Origin of the sequence: Dolichospermum sp. FACHB-1091, assembly GCF_014697585.1 — a bacterium.
Taxonomy (GTDB): domain Bacteria; phylum Cyanobacteriota; class Cyanobacteriia; order Cyanobacteriales; family Nostocaceae; genus Dolichospermum.
Map to the genome: position 1 here is coordinate 12,621 of NZ_JACJSB010000041.1, position 20,482 is coordinate 33,102.

20 protein-coding genes and 1 other RNA gene are annotated in these 20,482 nt (G+C 36.9%); 17 read left to right on the forward strand and 4 right to left on the reverse strand.

The window, feature by feature from the left end; all coding sequences use genetic code 11:
- Nucleotides 1–8 precede the first annotated feature (8 nt).
- Nucleotides 9–428 (reverse strand): cobalamin biosynthesis protein, encoded by a 420-nt coding sequence (locus H6G25_RS19330; RefSeq protein WP_242035031.1) that lies wholly within the window; start codon nt 426–428, stop codon nt 9–11.
- Nucleotides 429–667: 239 nt separating this feature from the next.
- On the opposite strand from H6G25_RS19330, the gene H6G25_RS19335 reads away from it, so the two are divergent.
- From H6G25_RS19335 to mutS, 3 genes are all read left to right on the forward strand, one after another.
- Nucleotides 668–1,876 carry an AAA family ATPase gene (locus H6G25_RS19335; protein WP_190393896.1) on the forward strand — a complete coding sequence of 403 codons (1,209 nt, stop codon included), beginning with the start codon at nt 668–670 and terminating at the stop codon, nt 1,874–1,876.
- Nucleotides 1,870–2,514, forward strand: coding sequence for a DUF4276 family protein (locus tag H6G25_RS19340; RefSeq protein ID WP_190393897.1), 645 nt, complete (start codon nt 1,870–1,872; stop codon nt 2,512–2,514). Before H6G25_RS19335 ends, H6G25_RS19340 begins: the two co-directional genes overlap by 7 nt.
- A gap of 163 nt (nt 2,515–2,677) precedes the next feature.
- Nucleotides 2,678–5,266: a DNA mismatch repair protein MutS gene (mutS, locus tag H6G25_RS19345; protein WP_190393898.1), complete on the forward strand. Its 2,589-nt coding sequence runs from the start codon at nt 2,678–2,680 to the stop codon at nt 5,264–5,266.
- Between the two features lie 176 nt (nt 5,267–5,442).
- On the opposite strand, the gene H6G25_RS19350 is transcribed toward mutS, so the two are convergent.
- The gene (locus H6G25_RS19350; RefSeq protein WP_028091097.1) at nt 5,443–5,766 is read right to left on the reverse strand and encodes a hypothetical protein; all 324 of its coding nucleotides are present in this window, start codon (nt 5,764–5,766) and stop codon (nt 5,443–5,445) included.
- Between the two features lie 509 nt (nt 5,767–6,275).
- On the opposite strand from H6G25_RS19350, the gene H6G25_RS19355 reads away from it, so the two are divergent.
- From H6G25_RS19355 to H6G25_RS19400, 11 genes are all read left to right on the forward strand, one after another.
- Nucleotides 6,276–6,761: a pentapeptide repeat-containing protein gene (locus tag H6G25_RS19355; protein WP_190393899.1), complete on the forward strand. Its 486-nt coding sequence runs from the start codon at nt 6,276–6,278 to the stop codon at nt 6,759–6,761.
- A complete protein-coding gene (locus H6G25_RS19360) occupies nt 6,761–7,918 on the forward strand; it encodes a 5-(carboxyamino)imidazole ribonucleotide synthase (RefSeq protein ID WP_190393900.1) in 1,158 nt (385 codons plus the stop codon). The genes H6G25_RS19355 and H6G25_RS19360 overlap by 1 nt, the downstream gene beginning before the upstream one ends.
- Nucleotides 7,919–7,953: 35 nt before the next feature.
- Nucleotides 7,954–8,138, forward strand: a non-coding RNA gene (gene ssrS, locus H6G25_RS19365) — 6S RNA.
- Between the two features lie 283 nt (nt 8,139–8,421).
- Entirely contained in the window at nt 8,422–8,934 is a 513-nt protein-coding gene (locus tag H6G25_RS19370; protein WP_190393901.1) for an IS607 family transposase, read from the forward strand.
- A complete protein-coding gene (locus tag H6G25_RS21405; protein WP_242035032.1) occupies nt 8,934–9,497 on the forward strand; it encodes a hypothetical protein in 564 nt (187 codons plus the stop codon). The genes H6G25_RS19370 and H6G25_RS21405 overlap by 1 nt, the downstream gene beginning before the upstream one ends.
- A complete protein-coding gene (locus H6G25_RS21410; protein WP_242035033.1) occupies nt 9,488–9,814 on the forward strand; it encodes a BsuBI/PstI family type II restriction endonuclease in 327 nt (108 codons plus the stop codon). The genes H6G25_RS21405 and H6G25_RS21410 overlap by 10 nt, the downstream gene beginning before the upstream one ends.
- Before the next feature lie 291 nt (nt 9,815–10,105).
- Nucleotides 10,106–11,632 (forward strand): ferredoxin:protochlorophyllide reductase (ATP-dependent) subunit B, encoded by a 1,527-nt coding sequence (gene bchB, locus H6G25_RS19380; RefSeq protein WP_190393902.1) that lies wholly within the window; start codon nt 10,106–10,108, stop codon nt 11,630–11,632.
- A gap of 142 nt (nt 11,633–11,774) precedes the next feature.
- Nucleotides 11,775–12,164, forward strand: coding sequence for a hypothetical protein (locus H6G25_RS19385; RefSeq protein WP_190393903.1), 390 nt, complete (start codon nt 11,775–11,777; stop codon nt 12,162–12,164).
- Between the two features lie 119 nt (nt 12,165–12,283).
- The gene (locus H6G25_RS19390) at nt 12,284–12,640 is read left to right on the forward strand and encodes a hypothetical protein (protein ID WP_190393904.1); all 357 of its coding nucleotides are present in this window, start codon (nt 12,284–12,286) and stop codon (nt 12,638–12,640) included.
- Nucleotides 12,641–13,048: 408 nt separating this feature from the next.
- On the forward strand, nt 13,049–13,297 hold the full coding sequence (locus tag H6G25_RS19395; protein ID WP_242035034.1) for a type II toxin-antitoxin system RelE/ParE family toxin: 249 nt from the start codon (nt 13,049–13,051) through the stop codon (nt 13,295–13,297).
- A 2-nt stretch (nt 13,298–13,299) separates the two neighbouring features.
- A complete protein-coding gene (locus H6G25_RS19400; protein ID WP_190393906.1) occupies nt 13,300–13,593 on the forward strand; it encodes a helix-turn-helix transcriptional regulator in 294 nt (97 codons plus the stop codon).
- 214 nt (nt 13,594–13,807) lie between these two features.
- Here the strand turns inward: H6G25_RS19400 and glcD are convergent, their stop codons facing one another.
- Both glcD and H6G25_RS19410 read right to left on the reverse strand, forming a co-directional pair.
- Nucleotides 13,808–15,277: a glycolate oxidase subunit GlcD gene (gene glcD / locus H6G25_RS19405; RefSeq protein ID WP_190393911.1), complete on the reverse strand. Its 1,470-nt coding sequence runs from the start codon at nt 15,275–15,277 to the stop codon at nt 13,808–13,810.
- 119 nt (nt 15,278–15,396) lie between these two features.
- Nucleotides 15,397–18,597, reverse strand: coding sequence for a DEAD/DEAH box helicase (locus H6G25_RS19410; protein WP_190393907.1), 3,201 nt, complete (start codon nt 18,595–18,597; stop codon nt 15,397–15,399).
- A gap of 292 nt (nt 18,598–18,889) precedes the next feature.
- On the opposite strand from H6G25_RS19410, the gene H6G25_RS19415 reads away from it, so the two are divergent.
- The 3 genes from H6G25_RS19415 (at nt 18,890) to H6G25_RS19425 (ending at nt 20,371) form a co-directional block, all read left to right on the forward strand.
- The gene (locus H6G25_RS19415) at nt 18,890–19,591 is read left to right on the forward strand and encodes a Uma2 family endonuclease (RefSeq protein WP_190393908.1); all 702 of its coding nucleotides are present in this window, start codon (nt 18,890–18,892) and stop codon (nt 19,589–19,591) included.
- A 260-nt stretch (nt 19,592–19,851) separates the two neighbouring features.
- On the forward strand, nt 19,852–20,130 hold the full coding sequence (locus H6G25_RS19420; RefSeq protein WP_168652698.1) for a BrnT family toxin: 279 nt from the start codon (nt 19,852–19,854) through the stop codon (nt 20,128–20,130).
- Nucleotides 20,108–20,371, forward strand: coding sequence for a BrnA antitoxin family protein (locus H6G25_RS19425; protein ID WP_242035035.1), 264 nt, complete (start codon nt 20,108–20,110; stop codon nt 20,369–20,371). Before H6G25_RS19420 ends, H6G25_RS19425 begins: the two co-directional genes overlap by 23 nt.
- Nucleotides 20,372–20,482: the final 111 nt, after the last annotated feature.

Below are 20,482 nucleotides of genomic sequence, written 5' to 3' on the forward strand. Positions count from 1 at the left end.
ATCAATTTTTAATCTCTGACTTTTTGACTTTTAGCAACAGCTATAGTTACAGATCCTCCTTCTGCTGGTAATCGAAAAATCTGTTTAGGAACTAATAAAGTTATTTCCGCAGATGTGATTTCTGAAGCTGCGAGAATTGCTGATGCCTCGGCTACGCTATATGTTCCCACTAACTTAGTAATAATATGATTAGGATTGGGAACAAATACATTATTCAGAATTTCGGCGCTAAAGGTTTTTAAGGGTAACTTTTCCAAGTCACAAAATTCTACTAAACCAATTTCTGAAGCTTTTTTGTCAATGGTTGCAATTCCAGCGATTTCATTATATACAAGTTGATATTCTTGAAAAACTTTTTTAATTGCAAGATTAATCAATTGCTGAGAAATTCCTTTTTGACAACCTATTCCTACCCATAAACTAGCCATAAACTTTTTTGTATGCCACATTATACACTTCATTTTGTAATAATTAGGACTTACGCACAAGTCACGGAATAATGAACCACGAAGGAGCGAAGATAACGAAGAAAAGAGGGTTTGAGAGGTATTTTGCGTAAGTCCTGATAATAAAATGCTTTAAGATAAAATTCTTACAGCGATCGCCAAAAATGATAAAGTAAATAAATAGTATTCTCGGATAAATATTTTCAGACAAGGAGAAATCAATGGAAGGTAAAAGATTTATTCATAAAATCAAATTACAAAACTTTCTTTCCTATGGAAGTGAGGGAGAAGAAATAGAATTACAACCATTAAATGTGTTAATTGGTGCTAATACTTCTGGTAAGTCTAATTTAATAGAAGCTATTGGTATTTTAAAAGCAATACCAACAGATTTATCTGCGCCTTTTCGTCAAGGTGGAGGTATTAATGAGTTTTTATGGAAAGGTAACAAAGATACTCCAATAGCAGAAATTAAAATTACTGTTGATTATCCTCAAAAATTACAGTCACTTCTACTTGATTATACGCTTAGTTTTACCACATCTAATCAAAGATTTGATTTAGTAGATGAATTTGTCGAACCAGAAACGAGGAAAGGAGGTTTTCAATTTTATTATCTTAACAATTGTAATGGATTTCGTTCTTTTACAGTGAGAGATAAAGATCCATTATCAGGGCAAGAAAGACGAAGTGAACAACTTTTTGATATACATTCAATTAACTCAGACCAATCAGTTTTATCTCAAATAAAAGATCCAAATAGATATCCAGAACTTTATTATTTAAGCCAGGAATTTTCTAAACTCAGTTTATATCGTTACTGGCAAATGGGAAGACATTCAGAACCTCGCAAATCTCAATTCACTGATTTACCGCTACATCCTTTATTGGAAGATGGCAGTAATTTAGGTTTGGTTTTAAAAGCTTTACAACGTAAATTAGGTCAGAGAAAACTTATTGAATATCTGGAAAAATTCTATGAAGAAGCAGAAGAATTAGATGTAAGCATATATGGCGGTACTGTCCAAATATTCATTCGGGAAAAGGGGTTAATTCAACCAATTCCAGCTACTCGTTTATCAGATGGTACACTACGATATTTATTTTTAATGGCTTTACTTTTAGATCCTACTCCACCACCTTTAATTTGTATTGAAGAACCGGAATTAGGTTTACATCCAGATATTTTACCAACTATTGCAGAATTGTTAATTGAAGCATCTCAGAGAACTCAATTAATTGTTACCACTCATTCTGATGCTTTGGTTTCTGCGTTGAGTGAATATCCTGGATCTGTAGTAGTTTGTAAAAGAGATGAAACAGGATCTCATCTTCATCGTCTTGAACCTGATAAGCTAAAAAATTGGTTAGAAAATTATACTTTAGGCGACCTATGGCGCATGGGTGAAATAGGGGGAAACAGATGGTAAAAGAAGTTCGTATTCATATAGAAGGGGGTGGAGATTCCAGAGATCAGAAATCTTCACTTAGACAAGGATTTAGTAAGTTTTTTAAAGAATTAGTAAACGAAACAAAAAGCAAAAAAATTAAATGTAATATCATTATCATTATGTGTGGTACTCGTAATCATGCTTTTCGTGACTTTAAAAATGCTTTAGAATCTCATCCTGATGCTTTTAATATATTGCTGGTTGATGCAGAAGCGCGTATTACAAAAAATTCCCCTTGGGAACATTTGAAATTGAGAGATAATTGGGATAAACCAACAGAAGTTAATGATGATAATTGCCATTTAATGGTTCAAACAATGGAAGCTTGGTTTATTGCTGATATTGATGCTTTAAAAGCATATTATCGTCAAGGATTTAAAGTAAGTGGTATTCCCAAAACTCCTCATGTGGAAACTATTGCAAAAGATGATTTAGAACGTATTCTCAAAATTGCGACTGCTAATACTAGCAAAAAAGAGTATCATAAAATCAACCACGCTTCTGAATTATTAGGTAAGATAGATGCAAATAAAGTTCGTCAAGCTTCCCCCTATTGCGATCGCATTTTCACAACCATACAAGCAATAATAGATGTATCAAACAATAACCATAACTAAAAATAAACACATCAAACCTCACCCTTTCTGCGCCTCTGCGCCTCTGCGTGAGCCATATTCACTCTAAAATACAAAAAAAATAAATAAACTTTAAGCGATCGCTCCCAAATTCCCACATCACGCTATCATCAAAGACAGTGGAAATCAACTCTCAGCATCTACCATGACGAATCCGACACCAGAACCAAATTCACCCAACACACCACTTACTGATACAAATCTGGTAGAAGACCGCAGTAAGCTGAGTAAAATGTATCAGCATTACGTAGACATGAAGGATAAATACCCTCATGCGTTGCTGCTGTATAGAGTCGGTGATTTTTTTGAAACCTTTTTTCAAGACGCTGTAACCGTCTCCAGAGAATTAGAACTAGTTTTAACCAGTAAACACGGTGGTGATGTTGGTCGCGTTGCCATGACAGGTGTACCTCATCACGCTTGGGAACGCTACACAACCCAACTGGTAGAAAAAGGTTACGCTGTGGTGATTTGTGACCAGGTAGAAGACTCTGCTGATGCTATTGGTTTGGTCAAGCGAGAAGTAACGCGCATTCTCACACCTGGGACATTGTTGGAAGAGGGAATGCTCAAAGCCAGTCGTAATAACTACATAGCTGCTGTAGTAATTGCTGCCAATCATTGGGGTTTAGCCTATGCAGATATATCAACTGGGGAATTTCTCACATCTCAAGGCAGTAATTTAGAACACCTAACCCAAGAATTAATGCGGTTACAACCCGCTGAGGTGCTATTTCCCACTAATGCCCCAGATTTAGGTAGTTTACTGCGTCCAGGAGAAACTTCCCCATCCCTTCCTCAGTGTTTACCACCATCATTTTGTTACAGTTTACGTTCTCAAGTTCCCTTTTCCCAAGCAGAAGCTAGGAGTAAATTATTACAGAAATTTAAAATGCGATCGCTCGAAGGTTTGGGTTGTGAACATCTCCCCCTCGCTGTTCGTGCCGCTGGTGGTCTTCTAGACTACATCGAAGATACACAAAAAGCTAATCCTGTATCTCTGCAATTATTACGCACCTATACCTTTACTGATTATTTGATTGTAGACCATCAAACACGCCGTAACCTGGAAATTACTCAAACTGTCCGCGATGGCACATTTCATGGTTCTCTATTATGGGCTTTAGACAGAACTAGTACCGCTATGGGTAGCCGGGCTTTAAGAAGATGGTTGTTACAACCGCTACTGGAAATTAAAGGGATTAAATCACGCCAAGATACTATTCAAGAATTAGTAGAAAATACCCCTTTACGTCAAGATATCCGGCAATTATTAAGGCAAATTTACGATTTAGAACGTTTAACAGTTAGAGCCGCTTCTGGTAGAGCAAATGCACGGGATTTAGTCGCTTTAGCTGATTCTTTCTCACGATTACCTGAATTATCTCGCTTAGTTACCAATGCAAAATCTCCTTTCTTGAAAGCCTTGCAAAAAGTTCCCCCGGTACTAGAAGAATTGGCAGAAAAAATACACGCCCATATCGTAGAATCACCACCTATACATCTCAAAGAAGGTGGTTTAATTCGGGCAGGTATTAATACGCTGTTGGACGAAAGAAAGGCTACTGTAGAAAGTGATCAACAATGGATTGCAAATTTAGAAGTTGAGGAAAGAGCCAGAACAGGAATACCCACATTAAAGGTAGGATTTAATAAAACTTTTGGCTATTATATCAGTATTTCCCGCAGTAAATCTGACCAAGTTCCCGATAATTACATCCGCAAACAAACGCTGACAAATGAGGAACGTTACATTACTCCCGATTTGAAAGAACGAGAAGCACGCATTCTCACAGCGCGAGATGATTTGAATCAACTGGAATATCAGATTTTTGACGCATTACGGGATGAAGTGGGTAATCAAGCCGAAATTATTCGCAATGTTTCCCGCGCTGTGGCCGCCGCTGATGTATTATCTGGTTTGGCACAATTGGCTGCACATCAGGGTTATTGTCGCCCGGAAATGCTGACAGGTAGAGAGATTGAGGTAGTTGATGGTCGTCACCCGGTGGTGGAACAGTCTTTACCGGCTGGGTTTTTTGTCCCTAATTCTACTTTGTTAGGGGGTAAGGAAACGAACCACAGAGGCACAGAGAACACGGAGGGTTTGTCTTTATATCCTGATTTGGTGATTTTGACAGGTCCCAATGCTAGTGGGAAAAGTTGTTATTTGCGTCAAGTTGGGTTAATTCAATTAATGGCGCAGGTGGGGAGTTTTGTCCCGGCTCGTTCTGCTAGATTGGGAATATGCGATCGCATTTTTACTCGCGTTGGTGCGGTGGATGATTTGGCTACGGGTCAATCTACTTTTATGGTGGAAATGAATGAAACTGCTAATATCCTCAATCATGCAACTTTGAAATCTCTGGTTTTGTTAGATGAAATTGGTCGCGGTACAGCAACTTTTGACGGGTTATCAATTGCTTGGGCTGTGGCTGAATATTTGGCTGTTGATATTAAATCCCGGACGATTTTTGCTACTCATTATCATGAGTTGAATGAATTGGCTACTATTATTTCTAATGTCGCCAATTATCAAGTTACGGTTAAGGAGTTACCAGACCAAATTATCTTTTTACATCAAGTTCAACCCGGTGGTGCTGATAAGTCCTATGGTATTGAAGCCGGAAGATTAGCCGGTTTACCCCCGGTAGTCATTCAACGCGCAAAACAGGTAATGACACAAATTGAAAAACACAGTAAAATAGCAATGGGGTTGCAAAATTTAGAGTAAGTAGGTTGGCGTTAAAAATTGTCGTTATGACAAGGGAACAGGGAACAGGGAACAGGGAACAGGGAACAGGGAAACTTTACTTTTCGTTACTTATGTCGGTTTTTTTCTGTTCACTTACTTAGTTTTGTAGGTTGGGTTGAGGAACAAAACCCAACACTTACAGCATATTACCGAGTCTAGGCATCTTCTGGTTCAAATTGTGCTACTGTTACAGCATTAAACGCAAAAGATAACACTAAAGGAATCGGACATTTAAACCAAAACGTATAAATCACTGCTAAAATCGTGGTTGATATGGCAGCACAAGCCCAGTACATTTCTTGATTAGTGAAGCCATTTTCCTCTTTAATTATTCTTAACACATTCATTGGTATTGGTTCTGGCATCACCCCCCCCGGAGGAAACGCCCAATAATTCCCACGTCTCTCCATAAATAAATCTGTCCAGCCATTTTCTAAACACCACGCTTCAATCCATTGAATAGAGTAACGATCCATCATAAAAATACCAATTTCACCTTGTGAATATGTGTCTTCCGTCAATTTCAATAACTCGAAAATTTGCATAAAACCAAATACCAACCCACCGCTGCGGTTAATTATTCTTTAAACCTGATTCTATGCAGCTTCATCTTGATTTGGTATTAGTCAGATAACTGTTAGCAATAACATTAAATTTAAGTCCATCATTCTAGATATTTATTAGACATTATGTACATATTGGCAACTTCGCTCCTACAGCTATGACCATAGTTAACAGACTAACACTTGTTCGACCTGTGATAATTCAAAAGATAATAAACTTTACTTATCATCAAAGTTTATGAATAATTGTAAATACTCAAGTCCTGACAGCCTAATTATCCAATCTTCACCAATTTAGAGAATATAGTAATCACTCAAAAATTTATTACAAAATATTAAGCATTGCCCAAAATTCACCCAATTACCCATTACCAATTACCCATGATCAGATTAAACTAGATCATAGTAACTTGGACTGATAAAATATGTTTTGGCAAAAGGGCTTAGGATTTATTTTGGTAATTATGATTTTGTGCATTTCACAGCCCGCACTAGCAGACTGGACTCATCCTTTATCTTTTAGTAATGCAGAGTTGTCAAGACGAGATTTTTCTGGACAGAGTTTACAAGCAGCGGAATTTTCTAACGCTAACCTGGAAATGGCTAACTTTACAAGCGCTGACTTGCGAGGAGCAATTTTAAGTGCTTCAGTAATGACAAAAGTAAATTTACATGGGGCAGATTTGACAAATGCCATGGTTGATGGGGTAAAATTAATAGGTGCTGATTTAACTGATGCTGTTTTAAAGGAAACTCTTTTACTCCGTACTATCTTTACAGATGTTAACATTACAGGTGCGGATTTTACAGAGGCAATTCTAGATAAAGCGCAAATTAAAGAGCTATGTCAAAAAGCCAGTGGTGTAAATTCCCAAACTGGTGTAGAAACTCGTGATTCCTTAGGATGTTAATGAAACTTGGTATAATCGGTGGTGGACAACTGGCTTGGATGATGGCAGATGCAGCAAATAAGCTGGGAGTAGAATTAATAGTCCAAACTCCTGGCCAAAATGATCCGGCTGTATCTATTGCCCAGGATAGCATTTTGTCCGCAGTTGATGATGCCGCCGCCACAGAAATTTTAGCTACAAAATGTGATATTATTACCTTTGAAAATGAATTTGTTAACCTCACCGCTTTATCAATTTTAGAAAAACAAGGTGTTTGCTTTCGTCCTCAGTTAGCAGCTTTAGCACCTCTATTAGATAAATATGAACAACGTTGCTATTTACAAGATTTAGGTTTACCAGTTCCCCAGTTTTTTGCCTTGTCAAGGGAAAAAGAGGTAGAATCACAAATGGAAAATTTGGGTTTTCCTGTGGTTCTCAAAACCCGCAGACATGGATATGATGGTCAAGGAACTTTTATCATTCCCGATTTTGCAACTTTATCAAAAGTAATTAATCACAGCAAAGCTCAGTTTTTAGTTGAAGAATTTGTACCTTTTACAAAAGAACTGGCTATTATTGCAGCACGTTCTGTAAATGGGGAAATTGTCATCTATCCAACGGTAGAGACTCTCCAAAAAGAACAGGTTTGTAGATGGGTAATTGCACCTGCTACAATTACTAAAGAACAAAGTTTAGAAATTGAAGCGATCGCCTATAAACTGTTAAATAGCCTGGAATATGTAGGAGTTTTCGGCATAGAACTATTTCTCACCGCTGAGGGAAAAATCCTAGTCAATGAAATAGCACCACGTACCCACAACTCTGGACATTTTTCCCTTGACGCTTGTGAAACTTCCCAATTTGAACAACACCTCAGAGCCGTGTGTGGTTTACAATTAACCAATACTAGATTAAATTGCGCTAGTGCTGTGATGGTTAACTTACTAGGATATGAAACCAGTCAAAGCGACTACCAAAAACAACGTCAACAACTAGCAGAGATTCCCCAAGCCACTGTTCACTGGTACGGTAAAACAGAAGCTCGTCCAGGACGTAAACTAGGACATATCACCGTTTTATTAGAGCAAAACAATCGAAATGCAATAAACGAAATTATACATAAAATAGAATCTATCTGGTATCCCCCAACAAAAATTTTTCAAAATTTTCCAGAATAAACACACAAACTATTTTTCAAAGCTATAATAGGTTAGTTCCACTACGACGATTGGTGACTGCCATCAAGTTTTTTGATCTATGTCTTTAACAACAAGGGAGCTAAATACTTCTCATGGCAGTATACCGGGCTTGTACCCGGAAACTTTAAATGAGAAACCTCGGTTCCCACCTGGTTTAACCAGGTCATAAACTTAGGTAAAACGGCGTTGTGGTGAACTACAAGATTTTAAACTAGACTCTTAATTTCTCTCCGTGCAATGACAATATTACACATTATAAAGTTCTGTAAATCAGGATAACCAGGATTAGAGGATTTACAGGATGTTTATTGCAAAATTTCTTTAGTCCGTTTTAACGGACTTTCGCTATGAGACTCTTAATTTATTCCCAGGCTGGTGATGATGCTTCACGAAGTATAATATTGTGTCTGATAGCGTGGCGTAAGGGAGTTTAGCTAGTTAAATATTTGCCAACTAATACTAACTAATGCTATGCTTTTCTTATGGCATACATACCACTTAGAAAAGCGGTCGAATTTCTGGGATTGCATCCAAACACCTTGAGGAGATATGCAGATGAGGGGAAAATCAAAAGCATTAAAAACCCGGCAGGACAAAGATTATACGATGTCGAATCATACATCACGGGCGATTCAATTAGAACTCCCACTATTTGCTACTGCCGGGTCAGTTCCTCAAAACAGCGAGATGACCTTGATAGACAAATCGCCTATATGCAATCCCTCTACCCAGACGCAGAAATCATCAAAGATATTGGCTCAGAACTCAACTTCAAAAGAAAAGGTCTGCGCTCCAAACTGGACAGACTTTTGCAAGGAAATAAATTTATCCTTGTTGTTGCCTGTCGGGACAGACTCGCAAGATTTGGATTTGAACTTGTACAATATATGGTCGAACAAAACGGTGGACAAATCGTGGTTCTTGACAAAACAGTACACTGTCCACAATCAGAACTTACCCAGGATTTACTCTCAATCCCTCTCAAGAGGATTTGATGCAACTGGGAAGCCAAATTGATGAATTTGTATTTGACCAGGAAAAACTTGATACACTTGTTCACAAAACTCTGTCAATTATGAGTGAAGCAATAAACGCAATTCAAGCTAGTAAACGTATTCAAGAAGCACTAACTATTCTGAAAGAAATTTCTGCACCAAAAGAACAGCAGAATGAAAGATCCGCACTGTGCTTACTTGCATTAGCAGATATTCGACCGGAAACTTTTTGGAATCAAGCAACAACTCCCAAACGCAGAATTACTGAAATGATGGATTGGTTTCGTGATTATTATGGAAAACAATACGCACCAAATACACGAGAAACTGTGAGAAGACAAACAATGCACCAGTTTGTACAAATGGGTTTAGTTGTGGAAAATCCAGATCAACCAAACCGACCAATTAATAGCCCTAAATGGTGTTATCAACTTCAACAAGAAGCACTTTTGCTGATACAATCATACAACTCTGACCAGTGGGAAGAATCTCGTCGTAATTATGCTATTTCTGTCAAGAATTTATTTTTAATGAAAGTCAAAATCTTAGAGAAATGGGAGTAGAGTTAGATCCTCATGGTAAAATGCCAGATGTTGTCGTTTATTATCAAAAACAAGACTGGCTAATCTTAATAGAAGCTGTAACCAGTCATGGTCCTGTTAACTTAAAACGACACAATGAACTAAAACAACTGTTTCAATTTAGTAGCAAGGGATTAGTTTTTATGACTGCTTTTCCCAGTCGCAAGGAAATGACTCGGTATCTAGCTGAGATTTCTTGGGAAACAGAAGTTTGGGTAGCAGACCAACCAGATCATTTAATTCATTTTAACGGGGAGAGATTTCTTGGACCATACGAAAACCGGGAAAATCTTTCTTGATATTTTGGCGGTACTAATTCTATCAATGATTGAAAGTAAGTATATAAATGATTTTTGTTAGTTTTAGTACAAATATCCCTAAAAATTATTAAGATTTATTGACTTAAACAACATAAATATTGTTTAAATTAGCAGCTATAACCCAGTCAGGAACTAGGTTTTACCATCTTTCACACCAAAGAACCTCGTAACAAACCTTATTTGTTCATAGCTGGTAGATTTGAGAAAATTAGAAACGATTTAATAATCAAGCACTTATAGAAATTTTAAGTTGCAAAGGGAGAAAACCGGATGAAATTAGCTTACTGGATGTATGCAGGACCAGCCCATATTGGTACTTTGCGAATTGCTAGTTCTTTTAAAAACGTTCATGCAATCATGCACGCGCCCCTGGGTGATGACTACTTTAACGTCATGCGTTCCATGCTATCGCGGGAGAGAGATTTCACTCCAGTGACAACCAGCGTCGTTGATAGAAACGTTTTAGCCCGTGGTTCTCAAGAAAAGGTAGTAGACAATATTACTCGCAAAGACGCGGAAGAACACCCCGATTTAATTGTCTTAACTCCTACCTGCACTTCCAGCATTTTGCAAGAGGACTTACACAACTTTGTGGAACGGGCGCAGTTAGAAGCAAAAGGGGACGTAATGCTGGCGGATGTCAACCATTACCGCTACAATGAACTACAAGCCGCAGACCGGACTCTACAACAAATTGTCCAATATTACATTGAAAAAGCCCGGAAGCGGGGGGAATTACCAACACAGAAAACCGCTAAACCTTCGGTTAATATTATCGGCGTTTCTACCCTTGGTTTCCACAATAACCACGACTGTACCGAACTTAAACGGTTAATGGCTGATTTGGGAATTGAGGTGAATATTGTCATTCCTGAAGGTGCTGCGGTTCATGAGTTAAAAAATATGCCCCAGGCTTGGTTTAACTTAGTTCCTTATCGGGAACTGGGGTTAACAACGGCTAAATATTTAGAAGAACAATTCGGGACACCTTACGTAGATATTACGCCCATGGGTGTTGTGGAAACTGCTAGATGTATCCGCAAAATTCAGCAGGTAATTAACGCCCAAGGCGCTGAGGTTAATTATGAAGACTTCATCAATGAACAAACTCTGCACGTATCCCAAGCGGCTTGGTTTTCCCGTTCTATTGACTGTCAGAACTTGACAGGGAAGAAAGCGGTGGTTTTCGGTGATAATACTCATGCAGCGGCTTTAACCAAGATTCTGGCGCGGGAAATGGGGATTCATGTGGTGTGGGCTGGTACTTATTGCAAGTATGATGCTGACTGGTTTAGAGAACAGGTGAGCGAATATTGCGATGAAGTATTAATTACAGATGATCATGGTGAAATTGGGGATGCGATCGCTCGTGTTGAACCTTCTGCTATATTTGGTACGCAGATGGAACGTCACGTGGGTAAACGTTTGGATATTCCCTGCGGTGTCATTGCAGCACCTATTCACGTGCAGAATTTCCCCATTGGTTATAAACCATTTATGGGTTATGAAGGCACAAATCAAATCACAGATTTAATCTACAATTCCTTCACTTTGGGAATGGAAGATCACCTTTTAGAAATCTTTGGTGGACACGATACCAAGGAAGTAATTACCAAAGGAATTTCCGCAGAATCTGGTTTGAATTGGACAAAAGATGGTCAAGCAGAATTGAATAAGATTCCTGGTTTTGTGCGGGGGAAAGTGAAACGAAATACGGAAAAGTTTGCCCGTGAGCGTGGGTTTAAGGATATCTCGGCTGAGGTATTGTATGCTGCGAAGGAATCCGTAGGGGCGTAAGTTTGGGGTTAGGGGATAAGATTAAGGGGTAAAGATTCATTGACAATCTTTACCTCTCAATCTCCTTGGCAAAATAGTTGACAAATTATTATTTATAAAGCACAATAAAGATTATTATTAAAAATTATTTAAAATACTTATAATGACAGAATTAAATAAACAGCAGGATAAGGTCGCACTCTTAGCAGCACTCCGTACAAATGGGATTAAGCACACCCCAGAGGAAGTAGAGAATATAGCCCAAACTCCTGATGGTAAAATTGTCTTTTTAGAAAAAGGAACATCTGAAGCAGGGCTTCAACATATATTAGAAGAACATTCTTCACAATTTGCGGGTCAAGGAATAGAAGCAGACCAAATACCAGATGCAATTATTACAGCAGTAATAGAAGGTAAAATAGTTGGCTATCAAGACAGAAGAAAAACTCGCCCTATTTATGAAGTTAATTTTAATGGCAAAACTCATTATATAGCTGTGACTGTAAGCAATAATGGATATATAGTTGGGGCTAACCCCAGAACTTCCCTATAACTCAATACGGTTCAGTTAACTGAATCACAGGGGGTTGAAACTATTAAAATTTCGTTACCTAATAGTATCTGAAAAACCCTTAACTGAACCGTATTCTCCTATAACTTGGTAAACTCACTATGGCAGACAAAATCAAACTCATGGCCGATTATGGATGCTACCCACTATGGTGGGCTAGTTATGATAAAGCCGGGGATATTGACCCTCAAACACTGCTACTCAGCAAAGAAACAATTAGCCGCTTAGAAAAATGGGCAGATATTTATGATGCAAAGTTGAACTGGGAAGATCCTAATTCATCAGGTTTTCCCAGTTTAGAAGCTAAAGAAGCTTTTGAAGCAGAAGGTATTAGTTTGTGGAAGCAACTGCAAAAAGAACTTACACCTAATTATGAAGTTTTCTATTTCAGTGAGATATTACGTAAAGTCGTAAGTGACATGAATGAATTAGACTCTTTGCGTATTATCTATGCTTAACTGATAGTCAACGAAAATAAAACTAATCATAACAACAGCCACCTTATTCCAATGGGTAGAAATAAAACAAGATGTTCCAAATAGTCCTGTAAAAGCTGGTAATAAGGGGGTTGTTTTAGATCATCTCAATCCTACTACAACCCAGCCAGAACCAGGATATATTCTAGAGGTCTTTGAAGATGGTGAAACTCTAGATGTAGTTTCTGTTCCTATTTCCTGGGTTAACCCTCTTCCTGAAAGTTGGGGAAGTGTTGAATATAATACTAAACAAACAGCTTAAAGTATAATCATTGAGTCCGTTAAAACAGACTTCGGCTATTAGACTAGGAATTAATTCCCTCCACGGGTGAGAAAGCTAACTGATAATATTAAAAAAATATCAGCTACAGCATGAGGAAAAATCCCACCATGTCCAACCAAACAAACTTAAAAACAGTTGAATTTGGTTGGCCAATTGGAATGCCTACCTGTCGGCCAATGGGTGATGGATTATTTGAAGTCAGAACAAATTTACCACAAAATAAAATTGCTCGTGTGTTATTTTGTTTCTATGAAGGTAAAATGATATTGCTGCATGGCTTCATTAAGAAAAGCCAAAAAACCCCAAAACAACAATTAGATTTAGCCTGGGAACGCAAACACACATTGGAGGCGTAAAAATGACAGAAAATCCTTATGTTGGTTCTTCTCTTGATGCGTTTTTAGAAGAAGAAGGAACATTAGAAGAAATAAATTTAATAGCTATGAAAAGAGTAATTGCTTGGCAAATTCAAACCGCAATGGCTGAGAAAAATATTACTAAAACAGCAATGGCTGAGAAAATGAAAACAAGTAGATCATCTGTTGATAGACTTTTAGATCCTGATCATCATTCTGTTACTTTAGAGACGATTGATAAAGCGGCAAGAGTTCTTGGTAAAAAAATTCGTTTTGAATTGGTAGATGCTGTTTAAAGTAGAAAAAATCAAACTCATGGCTGATTTTATAGATGTTACCCGTTATGGTGGGTAAATTATGATAAACAGGGTAACATCTATAATTATTAAGATTCACGTTGAACTATAAATATTAGCCATAAAGCCAGTATTTTCAAGTTTCTCGCAAAATAGTAGTAGGATTGCTACAACAACAAACCTACCCAATCTAGATTTATTCAGCAAGCCCTAATTAGAATTTTTCCACACCTGGAAAATGTTGAGTAGACACTTTAGCAGCTTCTCCACAAGTGCGAGGTGTAGGGAAAATCTTGCCAGGATTTGCCAAACCTTGGGGATTAAAAACTTTTCTTACCCATTGCATAGTTTCCAAATCAGCTTCACTAAACATATCTGGCATATAGCATTTTTTATCAGCACCAATACCATGTTCACCAGAAATACTACCACCTACTCTCACGCACAATCTGAGAATTTCCCCGCCCAATTCTTCTACTTTTTCCAATTCTCCATGGACAGAATTATCAAATAAAATTAGCGGATGTAAATTACCATCTCCAGCATGAAAAACATTGGCAATGGGATAACCATATTGATTACTTAAACGCTCAATTTCCTTGAGAACATAAGGTAATTGAGTTCGGGGAATTACCCCATCTTGCACATAATAATCTGGGCTGATATGTCCCGCAGCCGCAAAAGCTGCCTTTCTGCCTTTCCATAATTTTAATCTAGTTTCTGGGTCACTGGCACTAGTTACATTTCGCGCCCCATTCTTTTGACAAATTTCTTTAACTCGCTGTTTATTGGCAGAAACCTCGACTTCTAAACCATCAATTTCTACTAACAAAATAGCAGCGGCATCACGGGGATAACAATTAGTAGCTACAACATCTTCTACAGCATTAATACTAATATTATCCATCATTTCCATACCGCCGGGAATAATCCCCACGCCAATAATATCAGAAACACTAGCAGCGGCAGCATCTACATTGGTGAAATCTGCTAATAATACACAAATTGATTCGGCACTTTTGAGAATTTTTAAGGTGATTTCCGTAGCAATTCCTAATGTTCCTTCAGAACCAACAAAGACACCTGTTAAATCATAGCCTGGTGTTTCAGAAATTTGTCCGCCAATATCAATAATTGCACCATCAGGTAGGACAATTTTTAAACCTAAAACATGATTTGTTGTGACACCATATTTTAAACAATGTACTCCCCCAGAATTTTCAGCAATATTCCCACCAATGGAACAAATAATCTGACTAGAAGGATCAGGTGCAAAATAAAATCCAGCACCGCTAACAGCTTGAGTCACCCAACTATTAATTACCCCGGGTTGGACAATAGCCCGCTGATTTTCTAAATCAATTTTGAGGATTTGTCGCATTAAAGAAGTGACAATTAAAACTGAATCTTCTGTTGGTAAAGCACCGCCAGATAAGCCTGTTCCTGAACCTCTAGCAATAAAAGGAACGGAAAATTGATTGCAAATTTTGACAATTTCTGATACTTGTTCTGTAGTTCTAGGTAATACTGCAACTGGGGGACATTGACGATAACTGGTTAAACCGTCACATTCATAAGTGAGGAGTTCTTCTTTGCGTTGAACTACGCCTTTTTCGCCAAGGATAGCCACAAATTTTTTGATTATGGGTTTCCAGTTAATTAGTTTTTTCTCTTGGGTAAGCATCATTTTTTGACTGTTTGGTGTGGATGTTTATTTTTACTTTAATACTATTTGTGACTTTGCGGTTTAAAGTTAGTTTATTTAACCACGGAGGCACAGAGAACCCAGAGGGAAGAGGTTTTTTATATTTCATCTTCTTCGATGACTGCATTCCGATCTAATATTAACAAATTTCTTAATTGATCAGTATCCATTTCTGTTAACCAATCTTCTCCTGCACCTACAACTTGTTCAGCTAGTTGCTTTTTACTTTCAATCATATCATTAATTTTCTCTTCTAATGTTCCTGTACAAACAAATTTATGGACTTGAACATTGCGAGTTTGACCAATTCTAAATACTCTATCTGTAGCTTGATTTTCCACTGCGGGATTCCACCATCTATCAAAGTGAAAAACATGATTTGCTCTAGTTAAATTTAAGCCAACACCACCAGCTTTTAATGATAAAATCATAATTGGTGGTCCTTGGGGATCACGTTGGAATCTGTCAATCATTTCCTCTCTTTGCTTTTTACTGGTGCTACCATATAAAAAGAATATTTCTCGTCCTAATTTTTTTTCTAAATGAGGTTTTAATAACTTACCCCATTCAGCAAATTGTGTGAAAATTAAAGCCCGGTCTCCTTCTGCCACAACCTCATCTAACATTTCTTCTAATCTTTGTAATTTAGCAGAATGATGTTTTTCTAAAGTTGCTAATTTTAAGTATTGGGCAGGATGATTACAGATTTGTTTTAACTTCACTAATAATCCTAAAATCATACCCCGACGTTGTAAACCTTCCGCAGATTCAATCTCTACTAAAGATTGATCTACTAATTGTTGATATAGTGTAGCCTGTTCGGAAGTTAAACCACAAAAAACAGTCATTTCTTGCTTTTCTGGCAGGTCTTGAATAATATCTTTATCAGTTTTTAATCGTCGTAAAATAAAAGGTTGCACTAAAGAACGTAATTGATTTAAAGAAGCAGTGTCACCATACTTTTCAATAGGCATAGCAAACCGTCTTTGAAAAAATTGTTTATTACCTAAATAACCAGGATTCAGGAAATCTAAAATAGACCATAATTCTTGTAATCTATTTTCTACAGGTGTTCCAGTTAAAGCAATGCGAAATGTAGTTTCTAACTGTCGAACTGCTTGGGATTGTTTAGATTCTGAATTTTTTATATTTTGGGCTTCGTCTAAAACAATTATTTGCCATTCAACGGTTTTTAAAAGTTTAATATCGCGGTGAATGAGTGCATAGCTAGTAATAACTAAATCATGTTTTTTGACAACTTCTGTAAATGTTTTCCCTTGGGGACGTTTATCACCATGATATTCTAAAACCTTGAGAGTAGGAGCAAATTTACTTACTTCCTTTTGCCAATTCCCCATAACTGAAGTAGGACAAACTAATAAAGTTGGTTTTTCTAAAACATTTTCTTCTTGGAGATGAAGTATAAAAGCGATGAATTGAATGGTTTTACCTAATCCCATATCGTCCGCTAAACAAGCGCCCAAACCCCATCTTTCTAAAAACGCTAACCAAGCTACACCACGTTCTTGATAAGGTCTTAATTGTCCGGTAAAATTGCTAGGAGTTGGTAAAGTTTGAATTTCTTGATTATTAGTTAATGCCCCAATTAATTCCTCTAACGCACCAGAAGCTTCAAAACTAACAACAGGTAATTTTTCAATGATTTGGGTATCTCCTTTACTAATACGTAAAGCATCTTCTAGAGAAAGAGACATTTGTTCGTTACGGGAACTAAAAAAGTTTTGGGCGGTTTTGATATCTTGGGGACGTAATTCTACCCATTCACCATTAATTTCCACTAAAGGACTATTTAATTTTACCAATTTATCAAACTCAATTTTAGAAATTGTTTGTCCACCAATTGCTAATTGCCATTGAAAATTCAATAAACTTTGTAAACCTAAACGTCCTGATTTTTGTTGAGGACTTTCGGCACTGATTTTTAACCCTAAACGGTTTGCCCACCCTTCCCGATTTGCTAAACTAGGAGGTAAAATTACTCCTAAACCGCTATCTTCAAATCTCCAAATTATAGCTTTGATAAATTCATAAGCTTCTGTAGGAGTGAGGTGGCAAAATTCGGGAGATGCAGTTTCTAAACTTGCGGTAATTGTAGGATACAATCGAGAAGCCAAACCCAAACCTCGTAAAAAGGTTTCTTGAGGTTGTTCAATTGTCCGATTTTGATAAACTAATTTTTCTACAGGTTGCTGCCAAATTATCCCTGCTTCTATTAAAAATTCCGGGTTATCTGCTGCTTGCAGAAAATACTTTAAAGTCCAATTTGGTTCTTGATTTTCTGGAGGGAGTAATTGGAAACAAGTTCTAAATAATGCTTTCCCTGTAAGTTGATATTGTAAGGGTAAAGTCCAGGCTTTTAAAGTAGTTTTTAAACGTTCTCCTCCTGCTCCATTAATTGTATTATTTTCGTTAATTAATCCTTTTAACCATTGCTGTAATGCGTTAGGTAAAGACATGATGATTCTCGGTTCAAGGGGAGATTGAGAACCAACCATTAACCGCAATTGATGATCTGTAATGTGATTGAGGAATGATAATATTAATTCTTGAGGTAATAATGGTAAATCAATTGCGAGATTTTCGGTATTTTGTTGATAGGTTCGACAAGCCAAAGGCATTTTTGAGGCAAATTTTTCTAATCTAGTGACATCTATCGCACTATCTAAAAGTACCTGCCATTTCGCAATTAAACTACTATCTTGTTTTTCAACTGTTGGTAAAAATTTACAACGAGAAATCAAATCTAAATGCCATCTAAAAATATGTACCCAGAAATGAATATCTGCTCCTAATAAAGCTGCTTTACTGTCATTTGGACTCAGAGGTAAAGAGCTAAGAAATTGAATTGCTAATGCTGGAGTGAGACTAAAACCTTCAATTTTCCAAGGATGTAAATATTGTAAATCTTGTGAATATCGAGAATCTATATCTAAGTTAACAGAATGAACCGGAAAAATTGTGATCATTTCTGATTGATTACTCTCTACAAAATCAGTTGGTAAAGAAATTATTTGGGAGTGAATAGGTAATTTTATTTCTGTTGCTGGTTTACCTTTAATTCTTTGTTTATTAGTAGTATTTGGCTGAATTAAATTAGCAATTGATAAATTAGATGTTTTTAACCATTCATTTAATTCCCCTGATGTCATAGCCAATGGGTGTAAATAAATTTCAGCAGATACTTCAGTATGCACCTGTGAAGAACGCCAAATTTCCCCCCAAATAAAGAAATAGCTATTTTGATGATTTATTACCCAAGTTCCGTGTAAAATTGCCATGTTTGAATATACTAATTATTTTTTTAATTATTATCTCTATTATCTCGCATATCTCGCATTTTGAGTTAAGAGATAAAACTTGTCGGCGATTATAAATCGCTACTACACAAACAAAGTCCACCCAGGTGGACTAACAGAAAAATTAAGATTTTTAAACCCATGCAGATGGGTTTTGTCTGTGTAGGTGCGACTTCTAGTCGCCCAAGTTTTTAACAACTACTGAGAATTAAAGGATTTTCAGGATTAATACATTAAATGCTATAATCAGCAAATAACTACTTGGTATCATATCATGATGATTACTCAAGAATTAGAATGCAAAGAAAACATCTCCCAAGATGTAATATTTCCCCCAAGTGATTTATATAGTGATGAACCGACCGTGGAAACAGAACTACATCTAGAGCAAATTATGCTCTTAATTAAATGTCTCAAATGGTTATGGAAAGATAGAAATGATTTCTATGCTGCGGGGAATCTCACCATTTACTATAGTCCTAATCAGAAAAAATCTGAATATTTCCGAGGTCCAGATTTCTTTGTGGTCTTGGGAACAGAACGCAAAACTCGGAAAAGTTGGGTAGTTTGGGAAGAAGATGGTAAATATCCTAATTTCATTTTAGAAATTCTCTCACCAACTACAGCAAATACAGATAGAGAATATAAAAAAGAACTTTATCAAAATACTTTCCGCACACCTGATTATTTTTGGTTCGACCCTTATACACTAGAATTTGCAGGTTTTCATTTAGTAGACGGAGAATATCAACCTTTAGAAGAAAATCAGCAAGGACATTTGTGGAGTCGTCAGCTAGGTTTATATTTAGGAATATATCAAGGATTATTACGGTATTTCACACCAACAGGAGAGCTAGTTCCTACACCTGAAGAAACCGCAGAACAGCAAACTAAAAGAGCAGAAAAAGAAGCGAAAAAATCAGAACGTTTAGCAGAAAAACTGCGGGAATTAAATATAGATCCTGATACAATTTAATCCAGTTGCTAATTTACTCTGTTGCTTAACCTAACAGGTTGTTTTAAAAGTATAAATTCATAGAATTTATACAACAGATTAAACAAACAAAATACCCTTTAGTCATGTAGGTTGGGTTAAGCGACAGCGCAACCCAACAAAAGATATAATCAAGATGTCTGAATCAAGATATCCAGGATTTAAGGATTTTGAGGATGAATGATTTTTGCTGAATAGGATAGCCATATCTTATAATTAAGAAATGATTTGAACTATCAGAGATGCAGTTTGAGTGGGACGAAGCGAAAAATTTAGAAAATATCCGTAAACATCAGATTGACTTTCAAGATGTTTATAAAATTTTTGACAGTCCAATGTTGATTGAGGAAGATGAACGTTTTGACTATGGTGAGGAAAGATGGTTTGGTATTGGTTTTTTAGGAAATGGAGTCGCTGTAGTTGTTTGGACAGAAAAACAAGGCAATGTAATTAGAATTATTTCAGCACGAAAGGCAAATCGTTATGAACGAAAAAAATTTGAACAATATCTCACGGACTAATTGGCAAGCATTAGATTCAATGTCAGATGAGGACATTGACTATTCTGATATTCCACCATTAACTGATGAGTTTTTTGAAAAAGCAACTTTGCAAATTCCCGCAGCACAAGCTAAAAATATTATTCAATTAGAACCTGATATCATAGCTTGGTTTAAAACCCAAAATAAAGACTATCAAACAGCTATTAATCAACTTTTACGTCGTCATATCGAAAGTAGCAGTAATCAAAAATCTGCTTAGTCATGTAGGTTGGGTTAAGCAACAGCGCAACCCAACAAAAAAATAATCAGGACCTACGCAAAATATCTCTCAAATCCTCATTTCTCCGTGACCTCTGTGCCTGGAGTGGTT

Bases quoted from the DNA above. Each gene is read 5' to 3' on its own strand.
- H6G25_RS19330 (WP_242035031.1), bottom strand. From the start codon at position 428: ATGGCTAGTTTATGGGTAGGAATAGGTTGTCAAAAAGGAATTTCTCAG.
- H6G25_RS19335 (WP_190393896.1), top strand. From the start codon at position 668: ATGGAAGGTAAAAGATTTATTCATAAAATCAAATTACAAAACTTTCTT.
- H6G25_RS19340 (WP_190393897.1), top strand. From the start codon at position 1,870: ATGGTAAAAGAAGTTCGTATTCATATAGAAGGGGGTGGAGATTCCAGA.
- mutS (WP_190393898.1), top strand. From the start codon at position 2,678: ATGACGAATCCGACACCAGAACCAAATTCACCCAACACACCACTTACT.
- H6G25_RS19350 (WP_028091097.1), bottom strand. From the start codon at position 5,766: ATGATGGATCGTTACTCTATTCAATGGATTGAAGCGTGGTGTTTAGAA.
- H6G25_RS19355 (WP_190393899.1), top strand. From the start codon at position 6,276: ATGTTTTGGCAAAAGGGCTTAGGATTTATTTTGGTAATTATGATTTTG.
- H6G25_RS19360 (WP_190393900.1), top strand. From the start codon at position 6,761: ATGAAACTTGGTATAATCGGTGGTGGACAACTGGCTTGGATGATGGCA.
- H6G25_RS19370 (WP_190393901.1), top strand. From the start codon at position 8,422: ATGGCATACATACCACTTAGAAAAGCGGTCGAATTTCTGGGATTGCAT.
- H6G25_RS21405 (WP_242035032.1), top strand. From the start codon at position 8,934: ATGCAACTGGGAAGCCAAATTGATGAATTTGTATTTGACCAGGAAAAA.
- H6G25_RS21410 (WP_242035033.1), top strand. From the start codon at position 9,488: ATGGGAGTAGAGTTAGATCCTCATGGTAAAATGCCAGATGTTGTCGTT.
- bchB (WP_190393902.1), top strand. From the start codon at position 10,106: ATGAAATTAGCTTACTGGATGTATGCAGGACCAGCCCATATTGGTACT.
- H6G25_RS19385 (WP_190393903.1), top strand. From the start codon at position 11,775: ATGACAGAATTAAATAAACAGCAGGATAAGGTCGCACTCTTAGCAGCA.
- H6G25_RS19390 (WP_190393904.1), top strand. From the start codon at position 12,284: ATGGCAGACAAAATCAAACTCATGGCCGATTATGGATGCTACCCACTA.
- H6G25_RS19395 (WP_242035034.1), top strand. From the start codon at position 13,049: ATGTCCAACCAAACAAACTTAAAAACAGTTGAATTTGGTTGGCCAATT.
- H6G25_RS19400 (WP_190393906.1), top strand. From the start codon at position 13,300: ATGACAGAAAATCCTTATGTTGGTTCTTCTCTTGATGCGTTTTTAGAA.
- glcD (WP_190393911.1), bottom strand. From the start codon at position 15,277: ATGCTTACCCAAGAGAAAAAACTAATTAACTGGAAACCCATAATCAAA.
- H6G25_RS19410 (WP_190393907.1), bottom strand. From the start codon at position 18,597: ATGGCAATTTTACACGGAACTTGGGTAATAAATCATCAAAATAGCTAT.
- H6G25_RS19415 (WP_190393908.1), top strand. From the start codon at position 18,890: ATGATGATTACTCAAGAATTAGAATGCAAAGAAAACATCTCCCAAGAT.
- H6G25_RS19420 (WP_168652698.1), top strand. From the start codon at position 19,852: ATGCAGTTTGAGTGGGACGAAGCGAAAAATTTAGAAAATATCCGTAAA.